The sequence below is a fragment of the Mycetocola sp. 2940 genome, from assembly GCF_040548835.1.
GTDB lineage: Bacteria > Actinomycetota > Actinomycetes > Actinomycetales > Microbacteriaceae > Mycetocola_A.
Genome location: NZ_JBEPSK010000010.1, coordinates 21,145 through 42,783 on the forward strand (window position 1 = coordinate 21,145; position 21,639 = coordinate 42,783).

21 protein-coding genes are annotated in these 21,639 nt (G+C 67.0%); 4 read left to right on the forward strand and 17 right to left on the reverse strand.

The window, feature by feature from the left end; translation table 11 throughout:
* Positions 1-16 precede the first annotated feature (16 nt).
* Complete coding sequence (locus tag ABIE24_RS13130; protein ID WP_354500365.1) at positions 17-385, reverse strand: hypothetical protein; 369 nt, start codon at positions 383-385, stop codon at positions 17-19.
* Positions 382-1,317 carry a tRNA pseudouridine(55) synthase TruB gene (gene truB, locus ABIE24_RS13135; RefSeq protein ID WP_354500366.1) on the reverse strand — a complete coding sequence of 312 codons (936 nt, stop codon included), beginning with the start codon at positions 1,315-1,317 and terminating at the stop codon, positions 382-384. The genes ABIE24_RS13130 and truB overlap by 4 nt, the downstream gene beginning before the upstream one ends.
* Positions 1,318-1,407: 90 nt before the next feature.
* Between truB and ABIE24_RS13140 the strand changes: the two genes are divergently transcribed.
* Positions 1,408-2,406: a ketopantoate reductase family protein gene (locus ABIE24_RS13140; RefSeq protein ID WP_354500368.1), complete on the forward strand. Its 999-nt coding sequence runs from the start codon at positions 1,408-1,410 to the stop codon at positions 2,404-2,406.
* A gap of 75 nt (positions 2,407-2,481) precedes the next feature.
* Here ABIE24_RS13140 and ABIE24_RS13145 read toward each other — a convergent pair whose 3' ends face one another.
* Together ABIE24_RS13145 and ABIE24_RS13150 are read right to left on the reverse strand one after the other, a co-directional pair.
* Complete coding sequence (locus ABIE24_RS13145) at positions 2,482-3,165, reverse strand: hypothetical protein (protein ID WP_354500370.1); 684 nt, start codon at positions 3,163-3,165, stop codon at positions 2,482-2,484.
* A gap of 204 nt (positions 3,166-3,369) precedes the next feature.
* On the reverse strand, positions 3,370-4,044 hold the full coding sequence (locus tag ABIE24_RS13150; protein ID WP_354500372.1) for a nucleoside/nucleotide kinase family protein: 675 nt from the start codon (positions 4,042-4,044) through the stop codon (positions 3,370-3,372).
* A gap of 68 nt (positions 4,045-4,112) precedes the next feature.
* Here ABIE24_RS13150 and ABIE24_RS13155 point away from each other — a divergent pair, with 68 nt between their 5' ends.
* Positions 4,113-4,988, forward strand: a complete 876-nt coding sequence (locus tag ABIE24_RS13155) for an iron-sulfur binding domain-containing protein (protein ID WP_354500374.1) — start codon at positions 4,113-4,115, stop codon at positions 4,986-4,988.
* A gap of 30 nt (positions 4,989-5,018) precedes the next feature.
* Here the strand turns inward: ABIE24_RS13155 and rbfA are convergent, their stop codons facing one another.
* The 12 genes from rbfA to ABIE24_RS13215 all read right to left on the reverse strand — a co-directional run bounded on the left by rbfA (position 5,019) and on the right by ABIE24_RS13215 (position 19,151).
* Positions 5,019-5,459, reverse strand: a complete 441-nt coding sequence (rbfA, locus tag ABIE24_RS13160; protein WP_354500376.1) for a 30S ribosome-binding factor RbfA — start codon at positions 5,457-5,459, stop codon at positions 5,019-5,021.
* A 104-nt stretch (positions 5,460-5,563) separates the two neighbouring features.
* A complete protein-coding gene (gene infB / locus ABIE24_RS13165) occupies positions 5,564-8,368 on the reverse strand; it encodes a translation initiation factor IF-2 (protein ID WP_354500378.1) in 2,805 nt (934 codons plus the stop codon).
* 83 nt (positions 8,369-8,451) lie between these two features.
* Entirely contained in the window at positions 8,452-8,712 is a 261-nt protein-coding gene (locus ABIE24_RS13170) for a YlxR family protein (RefSeq protein ID WP_354500380.1), read from the reverse strand.
* Between the two features lie 35 nt (positions 8,713-8,747).
* Positions 8,748-9,737, reverse strand: a complete 990-nt coding sequence (gene nusA, locus ABIE24_RS13175) for a transcription termination factor NusA (protein ID WP_354500382.1) — start codon at positions 9,735-9,737, stop codon at positions 8,748-8,750.
* 252 nt (positions 9,738-9,989) lie between these two features.
* The gene (locus ABIE24_RS13180) at positions 9,990-11,756 is read right to left on the reverse strand and encodes a proline--tRNA ligase (RefSeq protein WP_354500384.1); all 1,767 of its coding nucleotides are present in this window, start codon (positions 11,754-11,756) and stop codon (positions 9,990-9,992) included.
* Between the two features lie 46 nt (positions 11,757-11,802).
* Positions 11,803-12,585 (reverse strand): tetratricopeptide repeat protein, encoded by a 783-nt coding sequence (locus tag ABIE24_RS13185; protein WP_354500386.1) that lies wholly within the window; start codon positions 12,583-12,585, stop codon positions 11,803-11,805.
* Positions 12,575-13,594, reverse strand: a complete 1,020-nt coding sequence (locus tag ABIE24_RS13190) for a VWA domain-containing protein (RefSeq protein WP_354500388.1) — start codon at positions 13,592-13,594, stop codon at positions 12,575-12,577. Before ABIE24_RS13190 ends, ABIE24_RS13185 begins: the two co-directional genes overlap by 11 nt.
* The gene (locus ABIE24_RS13195; RefSeq protein WP_354500390.1) at positions 13,591-14,586 is read right to left on the reverse strand and encodes a VWA domain-containing protein; all 996 of its coding nucleotides are present in this window, start codon (positions 14,584-14,586) and stop codon (positions 13,591-13,593) included. The genes ABIE24_RS13190 and ABIE24_RS13195 overlap by 4 nt, the downstream gene beginning before the upstream one ends.
* On the reverse strand, positions 14,577-15,050 hold the full coding sequence (locus ABIE24_RS13200; RefSeq protein ID WP_354500392.1) for a hypothetical protein: 474 nt from the start codon (positions 15,048-15,050) through the stop codon (positions 14,577-14,579). Before ABIE24_RS13200 ends, ABIE24_RS13195 begins: the two co-directional genes overlap by 10 nt.
* Positions 15,037-15,933 (reverse strand): DUF58 domain-containing protein, encoded by an 897-nt coding sequence (locus tag ABIE24_RS13205; RefSeq protein WP_354500394.1) that lies wholly within the window; start codon positions 15,931-15,933, stop codon positions 15,037-15,039. The genes ABIE24_RS13200 and ABIE24_RS13205 overlap by 14 nt, the downstream gene beginning before the upstream one ends.
* Before the next feature lie 8 nt (positions 15,934-15,941).
* The gene (locus tag ABIE24_RS13210; protein WP_354500501.1) at positions 15,942-16,961 is read right to left on the reverse strand and encodes an AAA family ATPase; all 1,020 of its coding nucleotides are present in this window, start codon (positions 16,959-16,961) and stop codon (positions 15,942-15,944) included.
* A gap of 321 nt (positions 16,962-17,282) precedes the next feature.
* Complete coding sequence (locus tag ABIE24_RS13215; RefSeq protein ID WP_354500396.1) at positions 17,283-19,151, reverse strand: methyltransferase domain-containing protein; 1,869 nt, start codon at positions 19,149-19,151, stop codon at positions 17,283-17,285.
* 116 nt (positions 19,152-19,267) lie between these two features.
* Between ABIE24_RS13215 and ABIE24_RS13220 the strand changes: the two genes are divergently transcribed.
* Complete coding sequence (locus ABIE24_RS13220) at positions 19,268-20,017, forward strand: SDR family oxidoreductase (protein ID WP_354500398.1); 750 nt, start codon at positions 19,268-19,270, stop codon at positions 20,015-20,017.
* A gap of 252 nt (positions 20,018-20,269) precedes the next feature.
* Positions 20,270-21,229: a sugar phosphate isomerase/epimerase family protein gene (locus tag ABIE24_RS13225; RefSeq protein ID WP_354500400.1), complete on the forward strand. Its 960-nt coding sequence runs from the start codon at positions 20,270-20,272 to the stop codon at positions 21,227-21,229.
* A gap of 215 nt (positions 21,230-21,444) precedes the next feature.
* Here ABIE24_RS13225 and ABIE24_RS13230 read toward each other — a convergent pair whose 3' ends face one another.
* Positions 21,445-21,615, reverse strand: coding sequence for a hypothetical protein (locus tag ABIE24_RS13230; protein ID WP_354500402.1), 171 nt, complete (start codon positions 21,613-21,615; stop codon positions 21,445-21,447).
* Between the last annotated feature and the right edge of the window lie 24 nt (positions 21,616-21,639).

Below are 21,639 nucleotides of genomic sequence, written 5' to 3' on the forward strand. Positions count from 1 at the left end.
AGCCACGGCCGGCCGGTCAGCCGAGCGGGGTGGTCCAGATCTGCTGCATCCGGTAGACCATGACGGCGATCGCCAGGGCGGCGGTTCCGAGGATCACCGTGCTCCACCTGCTGCGGTCGACGAGCGCCCAGAAGGCTGCGGCGGGCGGAAGGATCAGGGCGGAGATCAGGTAGGTGTAGAACTCGAGCATGTTACCCACGGGCTCGTTACCCATCGCCGGCGCGAGAATCGCGACTCCCAGCTGCACGAGCAGAAGCAGTTCGACGAGGGCGAGGGCGCCGAGGCTGAGGTCGCTCGGCTTTCGGCCGGCCAGGCCGAGGACGACGCAGAGCAGCCCGGCGAGGACGGCGACGGCGACCTGGACCGCCGTGAACCAGACGATCATGCGCCCGGCCCGCCCGCGGCATCCGTCGCCTCGTCGGGCGGAAAGTTCACGGCGCTCTTCGCGACGCCGTCGGTGATGCGGAGCAGGCCGACGAGGTGGTTGTTCGGGGCGACCGCCGCGTAGAGGCCGTCAGGTCCCGGTTCGTCGAGGTCGCCGAGCCCGGCTGCGTCGACGCGTTTTCCGTGACCGAGGTCGACGGCCTGCGCTTCGGTCAGGGCAACCGGGGGAAAGAGAGCGGATGCCGCGGCGGCGGGCGGGAGCAGGCTGGCGGCCACGTCCAGCTCGGCGAGCCTCGACGCGTCGGCGATGTCGAACGGACCGATGCGGGTGCGGCGCAGCGCGGTGAGGTGACCGCCGATGCCGAGGGCGGAACCGAGATCGCGTGCGAGGGCGCGGATGTAGGTGCCCGAGGAACACACGACCCGGACGTCCAGGTCGATCGTGCCCGCGGCATCCCGTCGTTCGAGGACATCGAAGGATGACACCGTCACCGGGCGGGATTTCAGAACGACCTCTTCACCGGAACGCACGAGGGCGTATGCGCGCTTTCCGTCGACCTTGATGGCGCTGACGCTCGAAGGAACCTGGCTGATCGCGCCGGTGAGCGCGTGGACGCCTGCCGCGATCGCTGCTTCGGAGGCCGCGGAGACGGCATCCGGCGAGGCGGTGTTCACGAGGTCTCCCTCGGCGTCGTCGGTGGTGGTCGTCGAGCCGAGCCGGATCGTCGCCAGGTACTCCTTGTCGAGACCGACCACGTAGGTCAGCAGCCGGGTGGAAGCGTTGACCCCGAGGATGAGCAGCCCTGTGGCCATCGGGTCGAGGGTGCCGGCGTGGCCAACCCTGCGGGTTCCGGCGAGCCGGCGCGTGCGGGCGACGACGTCGTGGCTGGTGATCCCCTGGGGTTTGTCCACGAGCAGAATTCCGGAACTCACTGCACTCCAACTCTTGCGCTTCGACGACAGACCATCTTCCCACAGCGGATGCGGCGTCGACGCGCCTGCGAAGGATCGTAGGCTGGCAGGATGCGAATCGCCGTGATCGGGGCTGGGGCACTCGGCTGCACCTTTGCCGCACTGCTCGACAAAGCCGGGCACGAGGTGATCCTTGTGGCACGGGGGGCGCAGCTGGCGGCGGTCACGGCATCCGGTCTCCGGCTGTCCGGCGGTTTCGGCGACTGGCGGACGACCCGCCTCGTCGCCGTCCCGACGCTTTCCGGGCCCGTCGACCTCGCGCTCCTCACCGTGAAGGCGCAGGACGCCCCCGCGGCGCTCGCCGAACACGGCGGCGCTCTCGGCGGCATCCCGGTGCTCGTCGTGCAGAACGGGCTCGACGGGGTGCGGACCGCGAGCGAGGCGCTGCCGGAGTCGTCGTGTTTCGGGGCACTGTCGATCATCGCCGCGTCGTACCTCGAGCCGGGGTCGGTCACGGTGACCACACCCGCGACGACGTACCTCGGCCGCGGCTCGGGAGCGCCCGACGCCGAGGTCCTGCGCTTTGCCGCCGTGCTCGGCGAAGCGTTGCCGGTGGAGGCGCTCCCCAACTTCGTCGGCGCCCAGTGGACCAAGCTCGTCGTCAACCAGCTGAACGCCCTCCCCGCGATCACCGGCCTCAGCGTGCAGGAGGTCATCGGCCACCGCGGGCTTCGACGGGTGATGACCAGGAGCATGCGGGAGGCGGTGCGCGCGGGGATCGCCCGCGGCATCCGATTCGGGTCCCTGCAGGGCCTCAGCGACCGCAACCTGAGGCTGTTCGCCCGGCTGCCGATCGTTCTCGGGCAGGTGCTGCCGTTGCGGTTCGCGGCCCGCATGGGCTCGGTGCCGAATCCCGGTTCGACGCTGCAGTCGCTCAAACGCGGCCAGCGCACCGAGATCGACTATCTCAACGGGGCCGTCGTGCGAGAGGCGAGGCTGGCCGGGTTCCGGGCGCCGGTGAACGAGGTGCTGACCGCGCTCGTGCATGAGGTCGAGGAGTCCGGGCGGTTCCTGTCGCCCCGTGAGGTGCTGGAGCGTCTGCCTGGCTGAGCCGCGAAGTCATCCGTTGCGGTCGAGAGCACCCGGCGCGCCGGGTGTTTTGGTCCGGAACGGGTGACCCGGCCGTCAGTTCACGCCTTCGACAGACGACGTGTCGCGGACCGGCTGTCCTGTTTTCCGGTTCCGGGCGAAGCCGAGCCGGAGGCTGATCACAACAATCCACAGGATGACGAGAAGGAACGGCCAGAGGAAGAATTCGTCGCTCGCCGGAAGCCCGCTCGCGGCGAGGACGACAATGCTCGTGGCGCCGACAGCCATGCCGGCCCAGCTCAGCACCCGTCCGAGCATTCGGGTCACCAGCGCCGCAGCGGAGGCGAAGAACGCGAACACTCCGTAGGACAGAAGTTGTGCCAGGTGCCCGGCTCCATCACCGGTTTCCAGAACCCGGGCCACCTCAGGTGAGAGGTCGTCCCGCAGGGCCGCTATCGTGAACACGATGGTCATGGAGGCGAGGTTCGCCATGATCGCCAGGATCCCTCCAACGAGCGCCGTCGTCGCCAGCCACCCGGCGTTCCGCACCAGCGAGCACAGATAGCCGACGAACATCATGAAGGCCATCGTCGCGAGAACCACCAGAGCAAGCGAGAGGCGCGCCCACGGGTTCTCGGCGATTCTCTGCGACTCATCGAGGACCCGCTGGCCGGGAGACTCCGCACCCTCGGGTCCCACCCCCACCAGCGCGGCACTGAGGTTGGCGAGCAGCACGTACGCCGCTCCGCTGAACGCTCCGACTCGATCGATTGCTTTCATGAGCTCGCTCCTTCGCCAGCGTCCACGATGCTCAAGAGTCCACCCGATGGGCACGCGCGTCAAGGGCATCGGGCAGATGCCATTGGGGTGCCCGAGCGGCTCCCCCGGCCGCGACGTCATCCGTTGCGGTCGAGAACACCCGGCGCGCCGGATGCTTTGGTCCGGAACGGGTGACCTGGCCGCAACAACCGGGGCGGATGCCGGTCAGCAGCTGTCGAGGAACATCCGGGTCGGGTGCGCCTCATCGGCGTTGTCGATCACCACCGAGGCCTGCCCGCGGGGCGCGGCATCGACGGTGTAGAGCGACTGCCCGCCGACGTAACGGGCGTTGGACGAGGCATCCGGGCGCGGGTCCGCACCGATCGACTTCTGCAGGCGCCGGTACGCCTCGTCGACGGGCACGTCGAGCCAGATGGAGTAGTGCCAGAGTCCGCGCAGCTCAGGGCGGTGAAGGAACACGCCGTCGACGATCAGGAACGCGTCCTTCGGGCCGGTCACCCAGCGCGCCTCCTCCCCCACGTTCCGTTCCTCATCGAACCCGAGGAGCTGGAATCCGACGCTCCCCGCCATCCGGAACGGTTCGATCAGCACGCGCCGGAACAGGGAGTAGTCGAACGAATCGGAATAGTAGCCTTCGCCGGAGTCGCGGCCCCGGGCGAACCGTTCCTCGCGCGGCCGGTGGAAGTCGTCGATGGAGGCCCGGAACACGGAGCGGTCGTCCTCGCGGAACACCTCGGCCAGGTCGTCGGCGAACGCCGCCGTGCCGGAGCCGCTGATGCCGTCGACGGCGATGAGTATCCGGCCGACACGGTAGTTGTGCAGGATCTCGGCCCTCAGGTCGCGCAGGAGGTCGACCCGGGGTGTCGTGACGAGTCTCATGGCACCGAGCCTACCCCGCGGGATTTCGCAGGTGAAGGAGGGGCTGGCGGTCGCCTACGCTGGATTCGATGCGCACAACCCCAGCCCTTGCCGCCCGGATCATCGGGTGGTTCGCCGAGTCCGGCCGCGCCCTGCCGTGGCGGGAACCGGGTTTTCCTGCCTGGGGAACGCTGGTCTCGGAGTTCATGCTGCAACAGACTCCGGTCACTCGGGTGATCCCCCGCCTGGCGGAGTGGCTGGAGCGCTGGCCGACCCCCGCGGACCTCGCAGCTGTCCCCGCGGGTGAGGCGGTGCGGGCGTGGGCGAACCTCGGCTACCCGCGGCGGGCTTTGTGGTTGCACTCGGCGGCCGTGGAGATCACCGAGCGGCACGGCGGGCTTGTCCCCAACGACGTCGACGCACTGCTGTCGCTGTCGGGGGTCGGGGATTACACCGCGCGTGCCGTGGCCGTGTTCGCGTACGGCGCCAGGCACCCGGTCGTCGACACGAACACCCGGCGCGTCCTCGCCCGGGCGGTGGACGGCGACGGTGAGCCCGGTCCGCCCTCGTCGCGACGCGACCTCGCGGCGCTCGAGGTGCTGCTGCCCGAGAACCTGACCGATGCGCACGCGTTCAACGCGGGCATCATGGAACTCGGCGCGATCGTCTGCACGGCACGAAACCCGCGCTGCGATGCCTGTCCGATCGCGGATGCCTGCGCCTGGCGACTGGCCGGCTACCCGCCGTTCGAAGGCAAACGCAAGCCTCTGCAGAAGAAGTACGAGGGCAGCGACCGCCATGTGCGCGGCCTGATCATGGCCGAGCTGCGCGCGGCTCACATCCCGGTGTCGAGCGTCGAGATCGATTCGCTGTGGCCGGATGCTCCGCAGCGCGACCGCGCGCTGGCCGGTCTCCTCGCCGACGGCCTTGCCGTGAAACGAGAACAGGGCTACGTGCTGCCCTGAGGCACCACGCAGCCCTGCAGGCGTGCGTTCTTAGTTCTCGTCGTCCGCGATCACGCGCGGCTTGACGTACGGGTCCTCGTCGCCGGCGTAGGTGGCCGTCGACTTGAGGGCTTCGATCGACTCGTCCCGCTCGCGGGCCTGGGCCAGCAGCTCGTCGAGGTGTTTGGCGTTCTCCGGGAGCGCGTCGTGGATGAATTCGAGGCTCGGGGTCAGCCTGGCGGTGATGTTCTTGCCCACCTCGCTGCGCAGCATCCCCTTCGCCGCTTCGAGGGCACGGGCTGTGTCGGCGCGTTCCTCGTCTGAGCCGTACACCGTGTAGAAGATGCTGGCGTGCTGAAGGTCACCGGTGACGCGGACGTCGGTGATGGTGACGAATCCGAGCCGGGGGTCACGCATGCCGCGCTCGATGCGCTTCGCGATGACTTCCTGGATGCGGTCGGCCAGTTTTCGTGCTCGTGGGTTCTCGCCCATGATGTTCTCCTTCGGCCAGGGACCCGAAAGGGGTCCGTGGGAATGTTCTTCCCGGGGTGCCGGCCGCGGCGGCCTCCGAAGAGACCGCCGCAGCCGTCGAGAGCCTAGACCCGAGGCTTCTCTTTCATCTCAGTGGTCTCGATCTCGTCACCGATCTGGATGTCGTTGAACTTGCCGAGGCCGATACCGGCTTCGAAGTCCGTGCGGACCTCGGTGACGTCGTCCTTGAAACGACGCAGCGATTCGATGGCCAGGTTGTCGCCCACCACGACGCCGTCGCGGATGACCCGCGCCCGGGCGTTCCTGGTGATCGTTCCGGAGCGCACGATGACACCGGCGATGTTGCCGAACTTCGAGGAACGGAACACCTCGCGGATCTCGGCGACACCGGACTGGATCTCTTCGTACTCAGGCTTGAGCATGCCGGTGAGGCTTGCTTCCACATCGTCGATGGCGTTGTAGATGACCGAGTAGAACCGGATGTCGACGCCTTCGCGTGCCGCACGTTCCCGAGCCTTCGGGTCGGGGCGCACGTTGAAGCCGATGATGATCGCGTTGTCGATGGTCGCCAGGTTGACGTCCGACTCCGTGATCGCACCGACACCGCGGTGGATGATGCGCAGCTGCACGCTGTCGTCGATCTCGATCTTGAGCAGCGACTCCTCGAGTGCCTCAACGGCACCGGAGACGTCACCCTTGATGATGAGGTTGAGCGACTCGACCTTGCCCTCTTCGAGTGCGCGGGTGAAGTCCTCAAGGCTGATGCGCTTGCGGGACTTCGCCAGCTGGGCGTTGCGCTCCGCTGCTTCACGCTTCTCAGCGATCTGACGGGCGGTGCGGTCATCGTCCGTGACGAGGAAGGTGTCACCGGCGCGAGGCACCGACGAGAGGCCCTGGACCTGGACCGGACGTGACGGGGTCGCGAATTCAACCGCGTCGCCGTTCTCGTCGGCCATCGCACGAACACGGCCGTAAGCCGTACCGGCGACGATCGGGTCTCCGACCTTCAGCGTTCCCGACTGGATCAGCACGGTTGCAACCGCACCGCGACCCTTGTCGAGCTTCGCTTCGATCGCGACACCGCGGGCGTCCTTGTTCGGGTTGGCGCGCATGTCGAGTCCGGCATCCGCCGTCAACAGCACAGCGTCAAGGAGTTCCTTGATGTTGATGTTGTTGCGAGCCGACACGTCGACGAACATGACGTCTCCGCCGTACTCTTCGGCGACGAGGCCGTATTCGGTGAGCTGCTGGCGCACTTTCTGCGGGTTGGCGGTGTCCTTGTCGATCTTGTTCACCGCGACCACGATCGGCACGTTGGCTGCCTGTGCGTGGTTGAGCGCCTCGATCGTCTGGGGCATGATGCCGTCGTCGGCCGCGACCACGAGGATCGCGATGTCGGTGACCTGCGCACCACGGGCACGCATGGCGGTGAACGCCTCGTGGCCCGGGGTGTCGATGAAGGTGATGGGGCGTTCGATGCCTTCGTGCTCGGCAACGACCTGGTACGCACCGATGTGCTGGGTGATGCCACCGGCCTCGCCGGCGACGACGTTGGCGTTCCGGATGGCGTCGAGCAGTCGGGTCTTACCGTGGTCGACGTGACCCATGACCGTGACGACGGGCGGACGGATCTCGAGGTCCTCGTCCGTTTCGTCTTCGAGCTCTTGGTCGAGGTCGATCGAGAAGCCTTCGAGAAGCTCGCGGTCCTCCTCCTCAGGAGAGACGATGAGGATCCGGTAACCGAGTTCTTCACCGAGGATACCGAAGGTCGCCTCGTCGAGGGACTCCGTCGCCGTCGCCATTTCACCGAGGTGGAACAGCACGGTGACGAGGTTTCCGGGGCTGGCGTCGATTTTGTCGGCGAAGTCCGAGATGGAGGCTCCACGACGGAGACGGACGATCGTCGTTCCGTCACCGCGGGGAACACTCACGCCGCCAAGCGACGGAGCTTCCCTGAGCTCGAATTCCTGCCTCTTGGCCCGCTTCGACTTGCGTGACTTGCTCTTGCCGCCACCGCGACCGAACGCGCCGGCTGTTCCGCCACCGGGGCCACGACCACGACCGCCGCCGCCTGCGGGGCGGTTCGGGCCGAAGTTCGAGCCCGGTGCGCCTGCCGGTGCGCCGCCTGGACGCTGGAAGCCACCGGCTGCCGGGGCACCCGGACGCTGGAAGCCGCCTGCGCCGGCCGGACGACCTGCGCCACCGGGGCGCTGGAAGCCGCCTGCGCCGCCTGGACGCTGGCCGGGTCCGCCCGGGCGGGGCGCGCCGGGGCGAGGAGCGCCGGGGCGGGGTGCCTGCGGACGCGGGATGTTGCTCGGGCTCGGCGTTGCCGCCGGGCGCTGGCCCATGCCCTGTGCACTGGCGAACGGGTTGTTGCCGGGGCGCGGGGTGCCGGTCGGGCGGTGTCCCATGCCCTGGGCGCTGGCGAACGGGTTGTTCCCGGGGCGCGGCGCTCCCGGGCGGGGTCCGCCCGGGCTGGCTGGCTTGTCTGCTGAGCCGGTGTCCGCTGCCGGGGCAGCGGGTGCGGCAGCAGCCGGTGCTGCTGGCTCTACGGCGGGCGCAGGTGCAGCGGGGGCCTCTGCGACAGGTGCCGCAGGTGTCTCAGCGACCGGAGCAGCCTGTGCCGCCGGAGCGGGTGCAGGAGCGGGCGCCGGGGCGGGAGCGGGTGCAGGGGCCGGGCGTGAGCCGGGCTTCGCGGGCGACTTCGTCGCCGGTGCCGCCGGGGCATCCGCAGCGGGCTTGGCGCCGTCTGCCTGGAGGGCAGCACGAAGCTTCCGTGCCACCGGGGGTTCAATGGTCGAAGAGGGCGACTTGACGAACTCGCCCAATTCCTTCAGCTTTGCAAGGGCTACCTTGCTGTCGACACCGAGCTCAGAAGCGATCTCGTGTACGCGTGGTTTTCCAGCCACTATTCTCCTGTCTGGGTCCACCCAGACAGGGCGGACCGTTAATTACGGACGGGTCTCATTTCGAGCCGCTCATTAGTTGTCCATTAGCCGTTCAGCCTGTTCTCTCGTACTGAATTTTCTAGTGCTGCCGTGTCGAGCTTCCCGCTGTTGCGAAGGGCACGCCCGAAGGCCCGCCGCTTCACTGCGAGTTGGTAACACTGGATTTGCGGATGCAGCCACGCACCTCGACCGGGTAAAACTGCGGCGGTGTCCGCCACAAGCTCGAAATCCCGGACCACGACCCTCAGCAGGGAGGACCTGTCGGCGCGCGTTCGGCATCCGACGCACGTTCTAACAGGTTCCATCCTAGCATCCCCTCAAATCGGCACGTTCCGAAGTCTTAGTCGTCTTCGAGGATGCTGTCCGGCTGGATGTCGATCTTCGCGCCGGTGAGCTTCGCGGCGAGGCGGGCGTTCTGCCCTTCCTTGCCGATCGCCAGTGAGAGCTGGTAGTCGGGGACGAGCGCCCGCACGGCCTTCGTCGACTCGTCGAGGATGAACGAGCTGGTGACCTTCGCGGGCGACAGCGCGTTGGCGACGAACGTGGCGAGGTTCGGCGAGTAATCGACGATGTCGATCTTCTCGTTGCCGAGCTCCTCGGTCACGGCGCGCACGCGGCGGCCGAGTTCGCCGATGCAGGCGCCCTTGGCGTTGACGCTCGGGTCGTTGGCGCGCACGGCGATCTTGGTGCGGTGGCCGGCTTCGCGGGCGAGCGAGACGATCTCGACGACGCCGGAGGCGATCTCGGGAACCTCGAGGGCGAACAGCTTGCGGACGAGCGACGGGTGGGTGCGCGACAGGGTGATCTGCGGGCCCTTCATGCCCTTCGACACGCTCGTGACGTAGACGCGGATGCGCGCGCCGTGGCGGTACTCCTCGCCCGGCACCTGCTCCTCAGGGGGCATGATTCCCTCGATGGTGCCGAGGTCGATGTGCACCATGCGCGGGTTGGGTCCCTGTTGCACGACGCCCGCGACGATGTCGCCTTCGCGTCCCTTGAACTCGCCCAGGATCGCGTCGTCGGCGAGGTCGCGGAGTCGCTGGTTGATGACCTGCTTCGCCGCGAAGGCGGCGATCCGGCCGAAGTCCTCCGGGGTCGATTCGGCTTCGCCGATCACAACGCCCTCGTCGTCGAGTTCGGGCACGAGAACGGCGACGTGGCCGGTCTTGCGGTTGAGTTCGACGCGGACCTCGGGTTCGGCCTCACCGGGTTCGGTCTGGCTCTTCACATACGCGGTGCGAATCGCCTGTTCGATGATCTCGACGAGCTCATCGAATGGGATCTCTTTTTCCCGCTCCATCATCTTCAGTACGTTGAGATCGATGTCCACCGGGGTACCCCTCTATTCAGCTGCCACCGCCACTTCTGCACTGGCGGATCGATCTTCTAACTTACCCGACCCTGTCGGCATCCGTCACCACTGCGGGCGCCTCCGCGCCCGCGATGACCGCCCCAAGCCCGTCTGCTCGGACACAGACGGCTGTTGGCACCCCTGCTCGGGCAGAACCGGCTGAACTGCGCGAGGACTTTCCACCGCTTTTGTCCGAGCACGGCGGGATGATCGTTTCGGGGAGCGACCGGGTCAGCCCTTCAGCGCAGCGGCCGCCTCGGCGATCGGCACCGGGGTGCGCTCGCCCGTGCGGCGGTCCCAGAGCTCGACCAGTCCCTCGGCGACTCCGCGGCCGGCGATGACGATCTTCGGAATGCCGAGCAGTTCGGCGTCGCTGAACTTCACGCCGGGCGACACCTTCGGGCGGTCGTCGAACAGCACATCGAACCCGGATGCCTCCAGGTCGGCGACGACGGACTCGGCCGCTTCGAATACCGCCGCGTCGCGGCCGGTGGCCACCACATGCACGTCGAACGGGGCGACTGTCTCAGGCCAGATCAGGCCGTTCTCGTCGTTGTTCAATTCGGCGATGATCGCGAGCACCCGGGTGATCCCGATTCCGTACGAGCCCATCGTCACCGTCACGAGCTTGCCGTTCTCATTGAGAACCTTGAGGCCGAGCGCCTCCGCGTACTTGCGGCCGAGCTGGAACACGTGCCCGATCTCCATGCCGCGCGCGAGTTCCACCGGGCCGGAACCGTCGGGCGCAGGGTCTCCTGCACGGACCTCGGCGACCTCAGCGATTCCGTCCCCGACGAAGTCGCGGCCGGCAACGAGCCCGAAGACGTGCTTGCCGTCAGCGTTGGCGCCCGTGATCCAGCTCGTGCCGTCGACGACGCGGGGGTCGAGGAGATAACGGATGCCGGTGGCAGACTTCTCGCCGAGCACGGCTCCGTCGCTGCCCCACGGCCCGATGTAACCCTTGACCAGTCCGGGGTGCTTGGCGAAGTCGGCCTCGGTCGCCGCTTCGATCTCGCCGGGGGCGAAAGCGACCTCAGCGCGCTTGAGGTCGACGTCGCGGTCGCCGGGAAGTCCGATGATGACCAGTTCCCGGGTTCCGTCCAGCGCCTTCACCGAGAGGACCACGTTCTTGAGAGTGTCGGCGGCCGTCCAGGCGACGCCGTCCTCCCGCGGGTGCTCGGCATTGGCGAGGTCGACAAGGGTCTGGATGGTGGGAGTGTCCGGGGTGTCCAGCACGCGCGCATCCGCCTGCCCGTCGATCGGGATCGCCGGGGGCGCTTCGGTGGTCCAGGCTTCGACGTTGGCCGCGTACCCCCCGGCGGAGCGCACGAAGGTGTCTTCGCCGACCGCTGTCGGGTGCAGGAACTCTTCGCTCTTCGAGCCGCCCATCGCCCCGGCGTCGGCCGCGACGATGACGTACTCGAGTCCGAGACGGGTGAAGATGCGCTCGTAGGCGTCGCGCTGCGCCTGGTAGCTGAGCTCGAGGCCGGCATCTGTGTGGTCGAAAGAGTAGGCATCCTTCATGGTGAATTCGCGGCCGCGCAGCAGGCCGGCCCGCGGCCGCGCTTCGTCGCGGTACTTGTCCTGGATCTGGTAGATCGACAGGGGAAGTTCCTTGTACGAGGAGTACAGGTCCTTGACCAGGAGAGCGAAGGCCTCCTCGTGGGTCGGCGCGAGAAGCATGTCGCTGCCCTTGCGGTCCTTCAGCCGGAACAGCCCGTCGCCGTACTCGTCCCACCGGCCGGTGATCTCGTAAGGCTCGCGCGGCAGCAGGGCCGGGAAGTGGACCTCATGGGCACCGGCTCGGGTCATCTCCTCGTGGACGATGCGCTCGATCTTGCTCTTCACCCGAAGGCCGAGCGGCAGCCAGGCGAAGATGCCGGGCGCCTGCCGCCGGATGTATCCGGCCCGCACGAGGAGGCGGTGGCTGATCACCTCGGCGTCTGCGGGGTCTTCACGGAGGGTCTTCAGAAAAAAGTTTGTGAGGCGCGTAACCATTCGTCCATGCTATCGCCGGCAAGAGGCCTCCCCCGCCGCGTCACGCTCACCACGGCTTCTCGACGTAGTTCCCGCCACCGTCCTGTCCGCGCTGGGTGGAGTCCTGGTTCTGCTTCTCCTGTTCGGCTTCGTCGCTGCGCTCCTTCAGCTGGTCGACCTTGCCGCCTCCCCCGTCGCTGTTCTCTTCCTCGGGCTCGCCAGGGCCGGCATCCGGTTGCTGCTCGCCCTCCTGCTGTTCGCTCTGGCGCAGTTTCTCCGTGACCCGTTCGTCGGCCTCCTGCAGACGCTCACTGGTTTCGCCGTCGGGCTGCGGCGGCTGCGAGTCGTCAGGCTGCGGCTGTTGCTCCTCCTCCGGCGGCTGTTGCACGAAGCAACCCTCGTCTGCCCCGGCGTCGAGCACCGCCTTCGCTGTTTCGTAGAGCTGCGTCGCCCCGGCGAAAAAACCGGCCTCGAAGTAGGAGTCGCCCTGCCGCTCCCAGGCGAGGGCGAGGTTCACCCGCACGTCGCAGCGGCGATCGTCCGGCGCCCTCTCGAGCGCCTGGGCGAGGTCATCGGTGGCGTGTGAGTAGGACTGGGCGGCGGCATGGGCTGTGCCCCGGTTGAAGTACGGAATCCAGTCCTCAGCGATGTTGAGGAACATCAGCGAATCGGAGACCTCGACGCTCCGTTCGAAATTCCCTTTCTCGTACGCGTCGATGCTCCGCTGCGCGAGAAGCGGCATGCTGAACAGCTTCCAGGCCGCGAACAGGGCGAGGAGCACGAGAGGGAGGGAGAACAGGAACATCCTCCACCGGGTCCGCTTCACGGAGGCCGTCGACTTAACCAGCATCTCGCGCCCCTTCCAGCCGGCGCAGGTCGCGGAGGGCAACCGCGAGGCTGCCGATTTCGATGAGTGCCAGCATCCCGAACCCGATGGCGAAGATCCAGTAGAACTCAGGGGTGTCGACGACCGGCCGGCTCTCGGCGCTGACGTTGGTCACGGTTATGCCGACGACGGCTTCGTCGATGGGTTCGCCCACGGTCCTGTGCAGGTAGTCGACACCGAGTTGCGCGGCGATGGAGCCCAGCGCCGCCTCATCGATCCGGGACACCGCCTCCTGTTCACCTGAGTCGCTGAACCAGGTGATGTACGGCCGGTCCTCTCCCCCGTCGTCGTACCCGTTGAACTGCTTCATGCGACCACCGGCCTCCGTGCCGTAGCCGAGCACCGCTCCTTCGTCGACGAACGTTCCGACGGGTTCGAAAGAGGCCGGGACTTCGGCGACGGTCTGTTCGCCGTCACCGAGGTAGTACAGCACGCGGACGCGGTCGGGGAACTGTTCGGCGTCTCCGGCCAGCCGCTCAGCGAGGAACCCGGCCGGGGCAGAAATGCTGCTGCCCCCGGAGTACGCCGTCACCTCCTGGTTCAACGCCTTCGCGCCCGAGACGAGGGCGGACGTGTCCGAGGTCAGCGGCATCCGCTGCACCGTCTCGGCGTCGAAGGTGATCAGCGAGAACCGGGCGCCCACGAGCTCCTCGGCGATGGCCTCGATGTCGGCGCGCACCCCGACGAGGCGGGGGTCGCCTGCGGGGCCGTAGTCTTCGGCGGCCATGCTGCTCGTCGTGTCGACGACGAAGTAGACGTCGACGTTGCCGGAGGCGGTGGGCGGCCGGAGGTTCGTGGGCAGGCCGGGGCGGAGCGCGAGTCCGAACAGAAGGAGAACCATGCCCAGCCGGATCAACCAGTGCCAGGAGCCCGGCCTTCTCGGTGCCTTCGCGAACTGCACGATCGCGAACGCGGCGAGCGCGCCCAGGACGACCACGAGCATCCCGACCGGGAGGAGCGGTGAGAACGTCATCGCTTGAGCCTCCAACCGAAATACATGATCAACGCGGTGCCGAGAACGCTGAGCAGGAAGGGCAAGGTGGGCTCGTCGGTGCGCACCAGGATGGGCTCCCCGGTCAGCCTTGTGGTCTGCTGCGCTTCGATCCCGTCGACGATCGACGGGATCGCCGACGGATCGGCGAGGGCGAAGTAACCGCCGTCTGTGCCGAGCACGACCGATTTCATTTCGTCGGCGAACTCGGCGATGTAGTCCTTGCTTTCCACATCGCCGGGGTTGATGCCGTAGACCCGAACGTTGTTCTCGGTCGCGAAATCACCCGCTTCTGGCAGGGTCAGGATTGGATCACCGGCGACATAGTTGTCGGTGGCGAGCACGATCGAACGCGACCGTTCCTGCTGCAGATCGTCGAAGCGCATGACGCAGGAGCCGAGACCGTCTCCGATGAGCGACGAGCCTTCGCCGAGGAGGGTGCCGTTGATGAATTCGTAGTCGGAGAGCGGCGACGACAGGTCGGTCTCCAGGTGATCGAGTTGCTCGCGCACGAACCGGTAGTCGTTGGTCAGCGGGAAGTAGGTGACCGCGGAGGCGTTGAAGAGCACCAGCCCGATGCGTTCGCCGTCGAATTCGTCGACCAGTTCACGGAAGGTCCGCACGATCGCGGCGTCGTAGTCGATCATCGAGCCCGAGACGTCGAGGCAGAGCACGATGTCGCGGTTGCGCATCTCCGGCTGGTAGCTGCTGATGCTGACCAGGCGGGAACTCATCACCACGGCAGCGATCAGCACGACGGAGAGCACGACGACGGCGCCGTACAGGACGGCACGGTACCGGGCGAGCGCGGCGCGGTATGCCGGGAGTTCGGTGAGCCGGTCGGAGTGCGCGACGGGCACGGCGTCGGGAAGGGTGCGGGCTCGCCGTCGCGCGCGGAGCCACAGCGCGAGGCCGATGACACCGGCGGTCGCGACCAGCCAGACGAGCGGCAGCCACCAGTAGATCAGTTCCACGTGCCCACCAGCTCACGGGCGACATCGGCTGAGTAGGGCAGGTCACCCTGTTCGACGGCCGCGAACTCGGCCGGGTAATACTGTTCGACGGCGTCCGCGACCGAGCGGAGGTTCGCCTGGTTGAGGTCGTCGAGGGTCATGACCTGGGCCTTGAAGCCGCTGGACTCGAAGACGAAGAACCGCACCAGCGTGCCCAGTTTCTGGTGGGCTGCCCTCGTGCTCAGTTCTTCGGCGCGCCAGGCCTCCTCCACCTCCTCGATGAGGTCGTAGTACTTGTTCTTCAACCGCGACGCGTCGAGGACCGGATTGGCACCGGCGGGCGCCTCCGGCATCCGGTGTTTGCGTTTCGACCACCACCAGACGAAGAGGTACCAGGCCACGACCAGCGCCAGGAGCACGCCGCCCAAAATCGCCCAGATCGGCGCGTACATCGTCGGCGGGTAGAAGCTGTCAACGCCGGGCATGGTTGTGCACCTCCAGCAGGCGGAACAGGCCGGGCACGACGTCGTCGTCGCTCGTGATGCGGCGGCTGGAGATCCCGATCCGGTCGAGCAGCTCTGCGGATGCCGCGGTGCGGGTCGCCACGGCGGTCGCGAAGTCCGCGCGGAGGGCGCTGTCCCTGCGCAGGAACGGCGGAAGCTCCCGGCCGTCGGCGACGTCGATCATGTTGCGGTCGGCGTAGTCGGCGAGGGTGGGATCGGCGTCGCCGATGGTGATCCAGAGGATCTCATGCTGGGCGTGCAGCCGCCGGACCAGGCGCAGCTCCTCCTCGCGACCGGCGGCGATCGCGCCGTCGTCGGCGAGCACGATGAGGAGCATCCGGCGGCGGAAGGTGCGCCGCACGTACTCGAGCTGGGCCATCAGGCTGCTGGGTCCGGCGCTCAGGCTCGTGCGTGCGTGGATCACCCGGAGCAGCCTCTCCAGGTGCGACTCCGTTCCGCGGAGCGGGACGTACTCCGTGGTGTCTGCGTCGCCGGCCACGAGGCCGACGTGGTCGCCGTGGCGGACGGCGAGGTATCCGATCACTCCTGCGGCGAGGACCGCGATGTCGCGTTTGGGCATCCCACCCTCCGCGATCGCGGCGAAGTCCCGCCCGGTGTCGACGACGAGGAGCACCGCCTGCTTTCTCGTGGCGATGTACCGCTTCGTCAGCGGTGAACCGACCCGTGCGGTGGCTTTCCAGTCGATGTCCTTGACGTCGTCGCCGGGGGTGTAGGCGCGGAGGTCGTCGAAGTCGAGGCTCTTGCCGTGGAAGAGCGAGACGTATTCACCGTCGAGCATCCCGCGCACTTTGCGGTGGGCACGGATGGCCAGTCGTGTTCTGACGCGGTGGAGCAGCTCGTCCACGGAGTGTCCTAGGGGACGGAGATCGCCGCGAAGATCGCGTCGATGATGGTTTCGGGTTCGACGTTGTCTGCAGCCGCTTCGAACCCGAGGATCAGTCGGTGTCGGAGCACCTGGTGGCGGAAGAACTTGACGTCCTCCGGGATCACATGGTCGCGGCCGTTGAGCAACGCCAACGCGCGGGCGACCGCGCTGAAGGCGATCGATGCCCGCGGGCTCGCCCCGTACTGGATGTACCCGGCGAGGTCGGCCGAGAGGTACTGCGAGGCGTTCCGTGAGACGAAGACGGCCTGCACGATGTAGTTGAGGATCGACGGATCCAGGTAGACGCGCCGGACGAGCTGCTGGAGGAACAGCACATCGTGAATGGCAGCGGACGGCAGCTCGGGGGCGTTGTCGTCATAGATCCCGGAGTTCACCCGTCGAACGATCTCCGCTTCTTCGGTCAGGCTCGGGTAGCCCAGATTCTCCTTGATCAGGAACCTGTCGAGCTGGGCCTCGGGCAGGTGGTACGTGCCTTCCTGCTCGATCGGGTTCTGCGTGGCCAGCACAAGGAACGGATGCGGGAGCGGATAGTTCACGCCACCGATCGACGTCTGCCGCTCCTGCATTGCTTCGAGCATGGCCGATTGGGTTTTCGCGCTCGACCGGTTGATCTCGTCGAGCAGCACGAAGTTCGCGTGCACAGGACCGAGCTGGGTGTCGAAGCGCCCGGTCGCCGGGTCGTAGATCTGGGTACCGATGATGTCTGACGGCAGCAGGTCGGGCGTGCACTGGATCCGCTTGAATCGGGCGTGGACGGCGTCGGCGATCGCCTCGGCCGCCGTGGTCTTGGCGAGGCCAGGCACGCTCTCCAGCAGCACATGCCCACCGGTCATCAGGGCGACGAGGAGGCTTGTGCGCAAGCTCGACTGCCCGACGACCTTCGCACCGTATGCCCGCACGATGGTGGTGAGGATGTCGTGTGCACGCGCGAGCTCGGCCGGCTGCAGCGGCGTGCTGGGTTCTGCTGTCAGGGTCACCGCGGGCATCTCCCCATGAGTCGCGTGGGGAGCCTCGGCGCCGCCCACGATTCGGTCAGTCTATTAGACGAAATCCCGCGCCCGGCTGGGAATCCGCGGCGTGATTTCGGCGCCCCTGAATCGCTGGTCGGCGTCTCGATTCGCCACGAAATGCTGCCGGGGAAACCGAGTCGCCACGGGATGCTGCTGCGCGGCATCCCGGACGACGTAACGCGTCAACTCGGCGCTCCGATCGGTCCCGAAAGGTCACCCTTGAGCGAGCGAACGACCCTCCCGGCCCCCAGCGAGCCGTTTGCGCATCCTGAACGCGCGAGCGAACGTGCGTGGGTGTCAGTCGAGCACGCGACCAGCGGATGCCAGCAGCAGGTCGATGAGCTGGATCAGTTCTCGCTCCGCCTCCGAGGCCGGCTCATTCGGCTGGCTTCCGCGTCTCGGCGCCTCCCCGCTCTCCAGGCCGGTGACGACGTCGACGGCGAGCTTCCACCGCAGCGCCACCGCAGCGTCGAACCCACGGCGCACATCCGCGGGCTCGATCCTCGCTCCTTCTGCCCGGAGACCTTGGATGTATCCGTGCAGTGCCTCGTCGACGAGCGGCACAACGACATTCGCGGAGGCATCACCGCGACGGACGGAGGAGAACAGAAGCGAGGCGAGGTCTGCCCCCACCGGGCCGGGCCCAATGGACTCCCAGTCGACAAGCACGGTCCCTGTCGCGGTGGAAAAGACGTTCGCTCCGACGGCATCGTGATGGCAGAGGGTGTGCGGCAGCGATTCGAGAACGTCGCGGACCCGCGGCTGCGCGAGGATCAGCTGCTCGATCCGGGGCAGCCGATCGCCGAGCCGAGCGAGCGCGTGGGGGTGTGCGCGGCGCACTGTGGCCAAGCCCTGCTCCACTGCTTCGGGCTGGCCGTGTCGGTCGATCCATTCGGTGAAGAACCAGGGCTCCCCCCGTTCCCGGCCCGCCCACCGACCGCCCAGGCCGCCCACGTCATGTGCGGCAGCGACGATGCTGCGCGCGTCCAGAGGCCGTTGACCCTGGTGGTGGATCTCCTCGAGCCAGAGGGTGATCCCGCCGTCGGGCTCGACGAGGGTGCCGTGGGCGTGTGGGGCGCGGAGGCGGGGCGCGATGTCGTCGAGCATCCCGGATACGTAGGCGTCGTACTCACGCTCGCCGTTGCCGCGCAGGTACGGGGAGGCCAGTGCCGGTCCTTCGGTGCGCTTTTCGATCAGGGACCACGGAATGTGCTCGCCGTCGACGGTCGCGAGTCCGCGCAAGCGGCTCACCGCTCGATGGGCGAGGAACGCGTCGTACTCGAGTGGCTCTCGCCGAACATCCGACAGCGCGGTCACGTCGCGGTGCAGGGCGTGGGAGACGGCTTGGTGCAGAGCAGTCGACGTTTTCGGTTCGATTTTCACAGACTCCCTCGTCGTCGACCTCGCGCGGTCGATGTCTCTCGATCGGGCGAGAAAAATCCACTCCGGCGACGTATCGTTCACGGGGCTGCGATCCCAGTCGCCCCACGTCCGTTCAAGCGATAGCCCCGCCGCTTCCAATCCCCTCATGACATCCCTCCACGAGGGGAAACGGAGGGTCTCGGTTGTGGTCCATTCCCGGGAGCCCTGAGTCCAGTGGTCGATGTGGGTGACCAGATCGCCCTCGCGCGTGGCTTCGGTGCGAACGTGACCGCGACTGGTAACCCGGCTGGCCCCGGTCTCCCACTCTCTCCACGCCTCAACCGCCGGGTTCCGAATCTCAAATGCGACGCGACCACCGGGCGTCAGAGCACGTTGGGCATGAGCGACCACCTCTGCCCAGGACACATCGTCGAGAAAATACTGTGCGACGTGTCCAGTCATGAGGACGAGGTCAGCACAGTGTGTGGGAAGCTTCTCGGCGGTTCCGTGGAGCCAGGATACGGAGGCAGCGTTCTTCTGGGAGGCGGCCAGCGAGAGCATCGTCGGTTCTGGTTCCACTCCGAAAACGTCGTAGCCTTCACCCGCCAGGAGGCTGCACAGCAACCCTGTGCCTGCCCCGATATCAGCGACCCGCGAGGCACCAAGCTCGCGCGCCAACCCGACATAGAAGGACAGGTCCCTTCGTCCGGCACTGTCCTCGTCGTATGCAGCTGCGAGCTCAGGCGTTGCGTAGTAGTTGGTCGAATCGGGAAAAATGATCTGCCCTCGATCCCTTCTTTTCATGCCACGGAGTGTCGGTGAGCGGAGCGTCTTTCTTCAGCGTGCGCTCGCGTGGTTCGAAGCTCAAGGGTTTTTTGTTCGAGCATCACCAGTGAATGCGGCCCTGACATAGTGGGGAGATGACTTCACGCGTTGCCTGCATCACGGGAGTAGGGCGAAAGAACGGTATTGGTCGAGCGATCGCCCTCCAACTGGCTGAGGATGGCTGGGACATCGCGTTCAGCTACTGGTCACCATACGAAGAACGGATGTCGCTCGGAGGTTCTGCGACTGATCCGGCCGCTATCGCGGACGAGATCGCAGCGACCGGCCGACGGGTGCTCGCGGTGGAGGCAGACCTCGAAGACCCCGCCGGGGCGACCCTCCTTGTCGAGCGCGCGAACGCCGAACTCGGCGCCGTCTCTGCCCTGGTGCTTTCCCATTCCGAATCGGTGGATTCGAGCATCCTCACCACGTCGATCGAGAGCTTCGATCGACACTTCGCGGTGAACACTCGTGCGGCCTGGCTCCTCATCGCCGCCTTCGCACGACAGATTCCGGCCGGCGGGGGGTCGATCGTTGCCCTGACCAGTGACCATGTCGTGGACAACCTGCCCTACGGCGCGAGCAAAGGCGCACTCGACCGGATCGTGATCGCGGCAGCCCGTGAACTCGGGCACCTGGGTATCTCGTCGAACGCCCTCAACCCCGGGCCCGTCGACACCGGATGGATGACAGACGAGATCCGGGCCTCGGGAACCGCCCAGCAACCCACCGGGCGGCTCGGTACCCCGGCAGACGTCGCGGGGGTCGTCGGCTTTCTCGTTTCAGAGAAGGGCCGCTGGATTTCAGGACAGCTTGTCAAGAGCGACGGCGGATTCTCGGTGTGACACTTTTGCCCGGCGATGCGCTGAAGATGGCGGATGGCGGACGACTTTTGCTTGACGCGCGGCACAAGTAGCCGTTACCGTCGTGTGATATTCGAGGACGCACGGGGCAGCAGGCGTTGCTCCAAGCGTCGTGAGCACGTGGAGCACCCTGGTGGGGCTCGAACGTTTGATTTCAGTTCGCGCGCGGCGCCTCGTGTCCTTAAGGCAGCATCCACCATCCGACAATGTCGTCAGAGAAAGCAGGTCGATCCGATGTCCGCTTACCCCCGCCATGCCCGCCGAAACCTCGCGTTAGGCGCCGCAGTTCTCCTTACCGCGTTCGGCGCCCTGTCTTCCGCCCCCGCAGTCGCGGCGCCCTCGGGCGACAAAGCGTCCGCGGCCGCAGACTGTGCCGGCCGCTCCGTTCCTGTCAGCAAGATCTCCTTCCAGTTGTACAGCTACCAGAGTTGGCAGGAGGAGATCGGGATCGAGGCCGTGCTTGCCGAGCTCGCGGCGATCGGCTACAAGAACGTTGAGCTGTACGGAGGCGCATACGAGGGGCTCTCAGCGGAAGAATTCCGAGCGCTTCTCAAGAAGTACCATCTCAAAGCCTCCTCCGCGCACGACTACACCAACGAGGCGGCGTTTCCGGCCGCCATCGACTACGCCGAGACGATCGGCCAGGACTATACCGGGGCCGCAGTGTTTCCCGTGGCTGGGATTTTCGACGGCACCACCACCTATCAGCAGGCCCTCGACGGCGCTGCCCTTTTGAACCGCCTTGGCGAGGAGTCGGTAAGAGGCGGGGCCGGCCAGATCCTCGCCCACAGCCACTGGTTCGAGTTCACCACGGTCGTGACGGACCCGGCGACGGGCGAGACGAAGCCAGTATGGGAGGTCATCGCCGAGAACACAGACCCGCGTTTCGTCACTTTCGAGGTGGACGTGTTCTGGGCAAGCGATGCCGAGGTCGATGTCGTCGACCTCCTCGAGCGATACGGTGATCGCATCGAACTGCTGCACATCAAGGACGGCTCGCTGCCCCCTGACACCTTGGGCTTCGAGAGCTTCGGCTTGCTGACCGACGTGGGCGAAGGCGACATCGACTGGGCCCCCATCCTGGAGGCCGCCCAAGGAAAGGTGAAGTACTACGTCATCGAGCGCGATAGCGCTCCGGCCTCCGCCGAGTTCGCACGCGACAGCTTCAACTTCCTCACCTGCCTCAACTACTGACCTGGACCTGACTGAGCCCGGCGCGCAAGCGGCGGGCTCAGTCACGTCTGCCTCCGTCCCTCCCCCGCCTCAGTACGTCCGCGTCGGATGGATGACAGGTGTGAGATCAGGCCCCGCTTCCGCGCACCAACCTGACTGACGAGGGTCAATGATCATGGAATTGGGCTGGCTGAGGTCATGATCTGCCTGGTAACGGTGGGACGACGGATCGACCCTTAGTCCCGCGCGAGCCGGAGAGCCTTGCTGGTGAAGTAGCTCACCGCGCCGTTGGCGTCCTCGACTCCGAAGACCCACTTGCCAGAAGGGGTAGCGCGAACATCGACGATTGTGCCGCGTACGTTCGTAGTGAAGACGTCGTCTCCGGGCTTGAAAGCCATGCTGGTCATACAACAGATGGTAGGCGCGTCGGC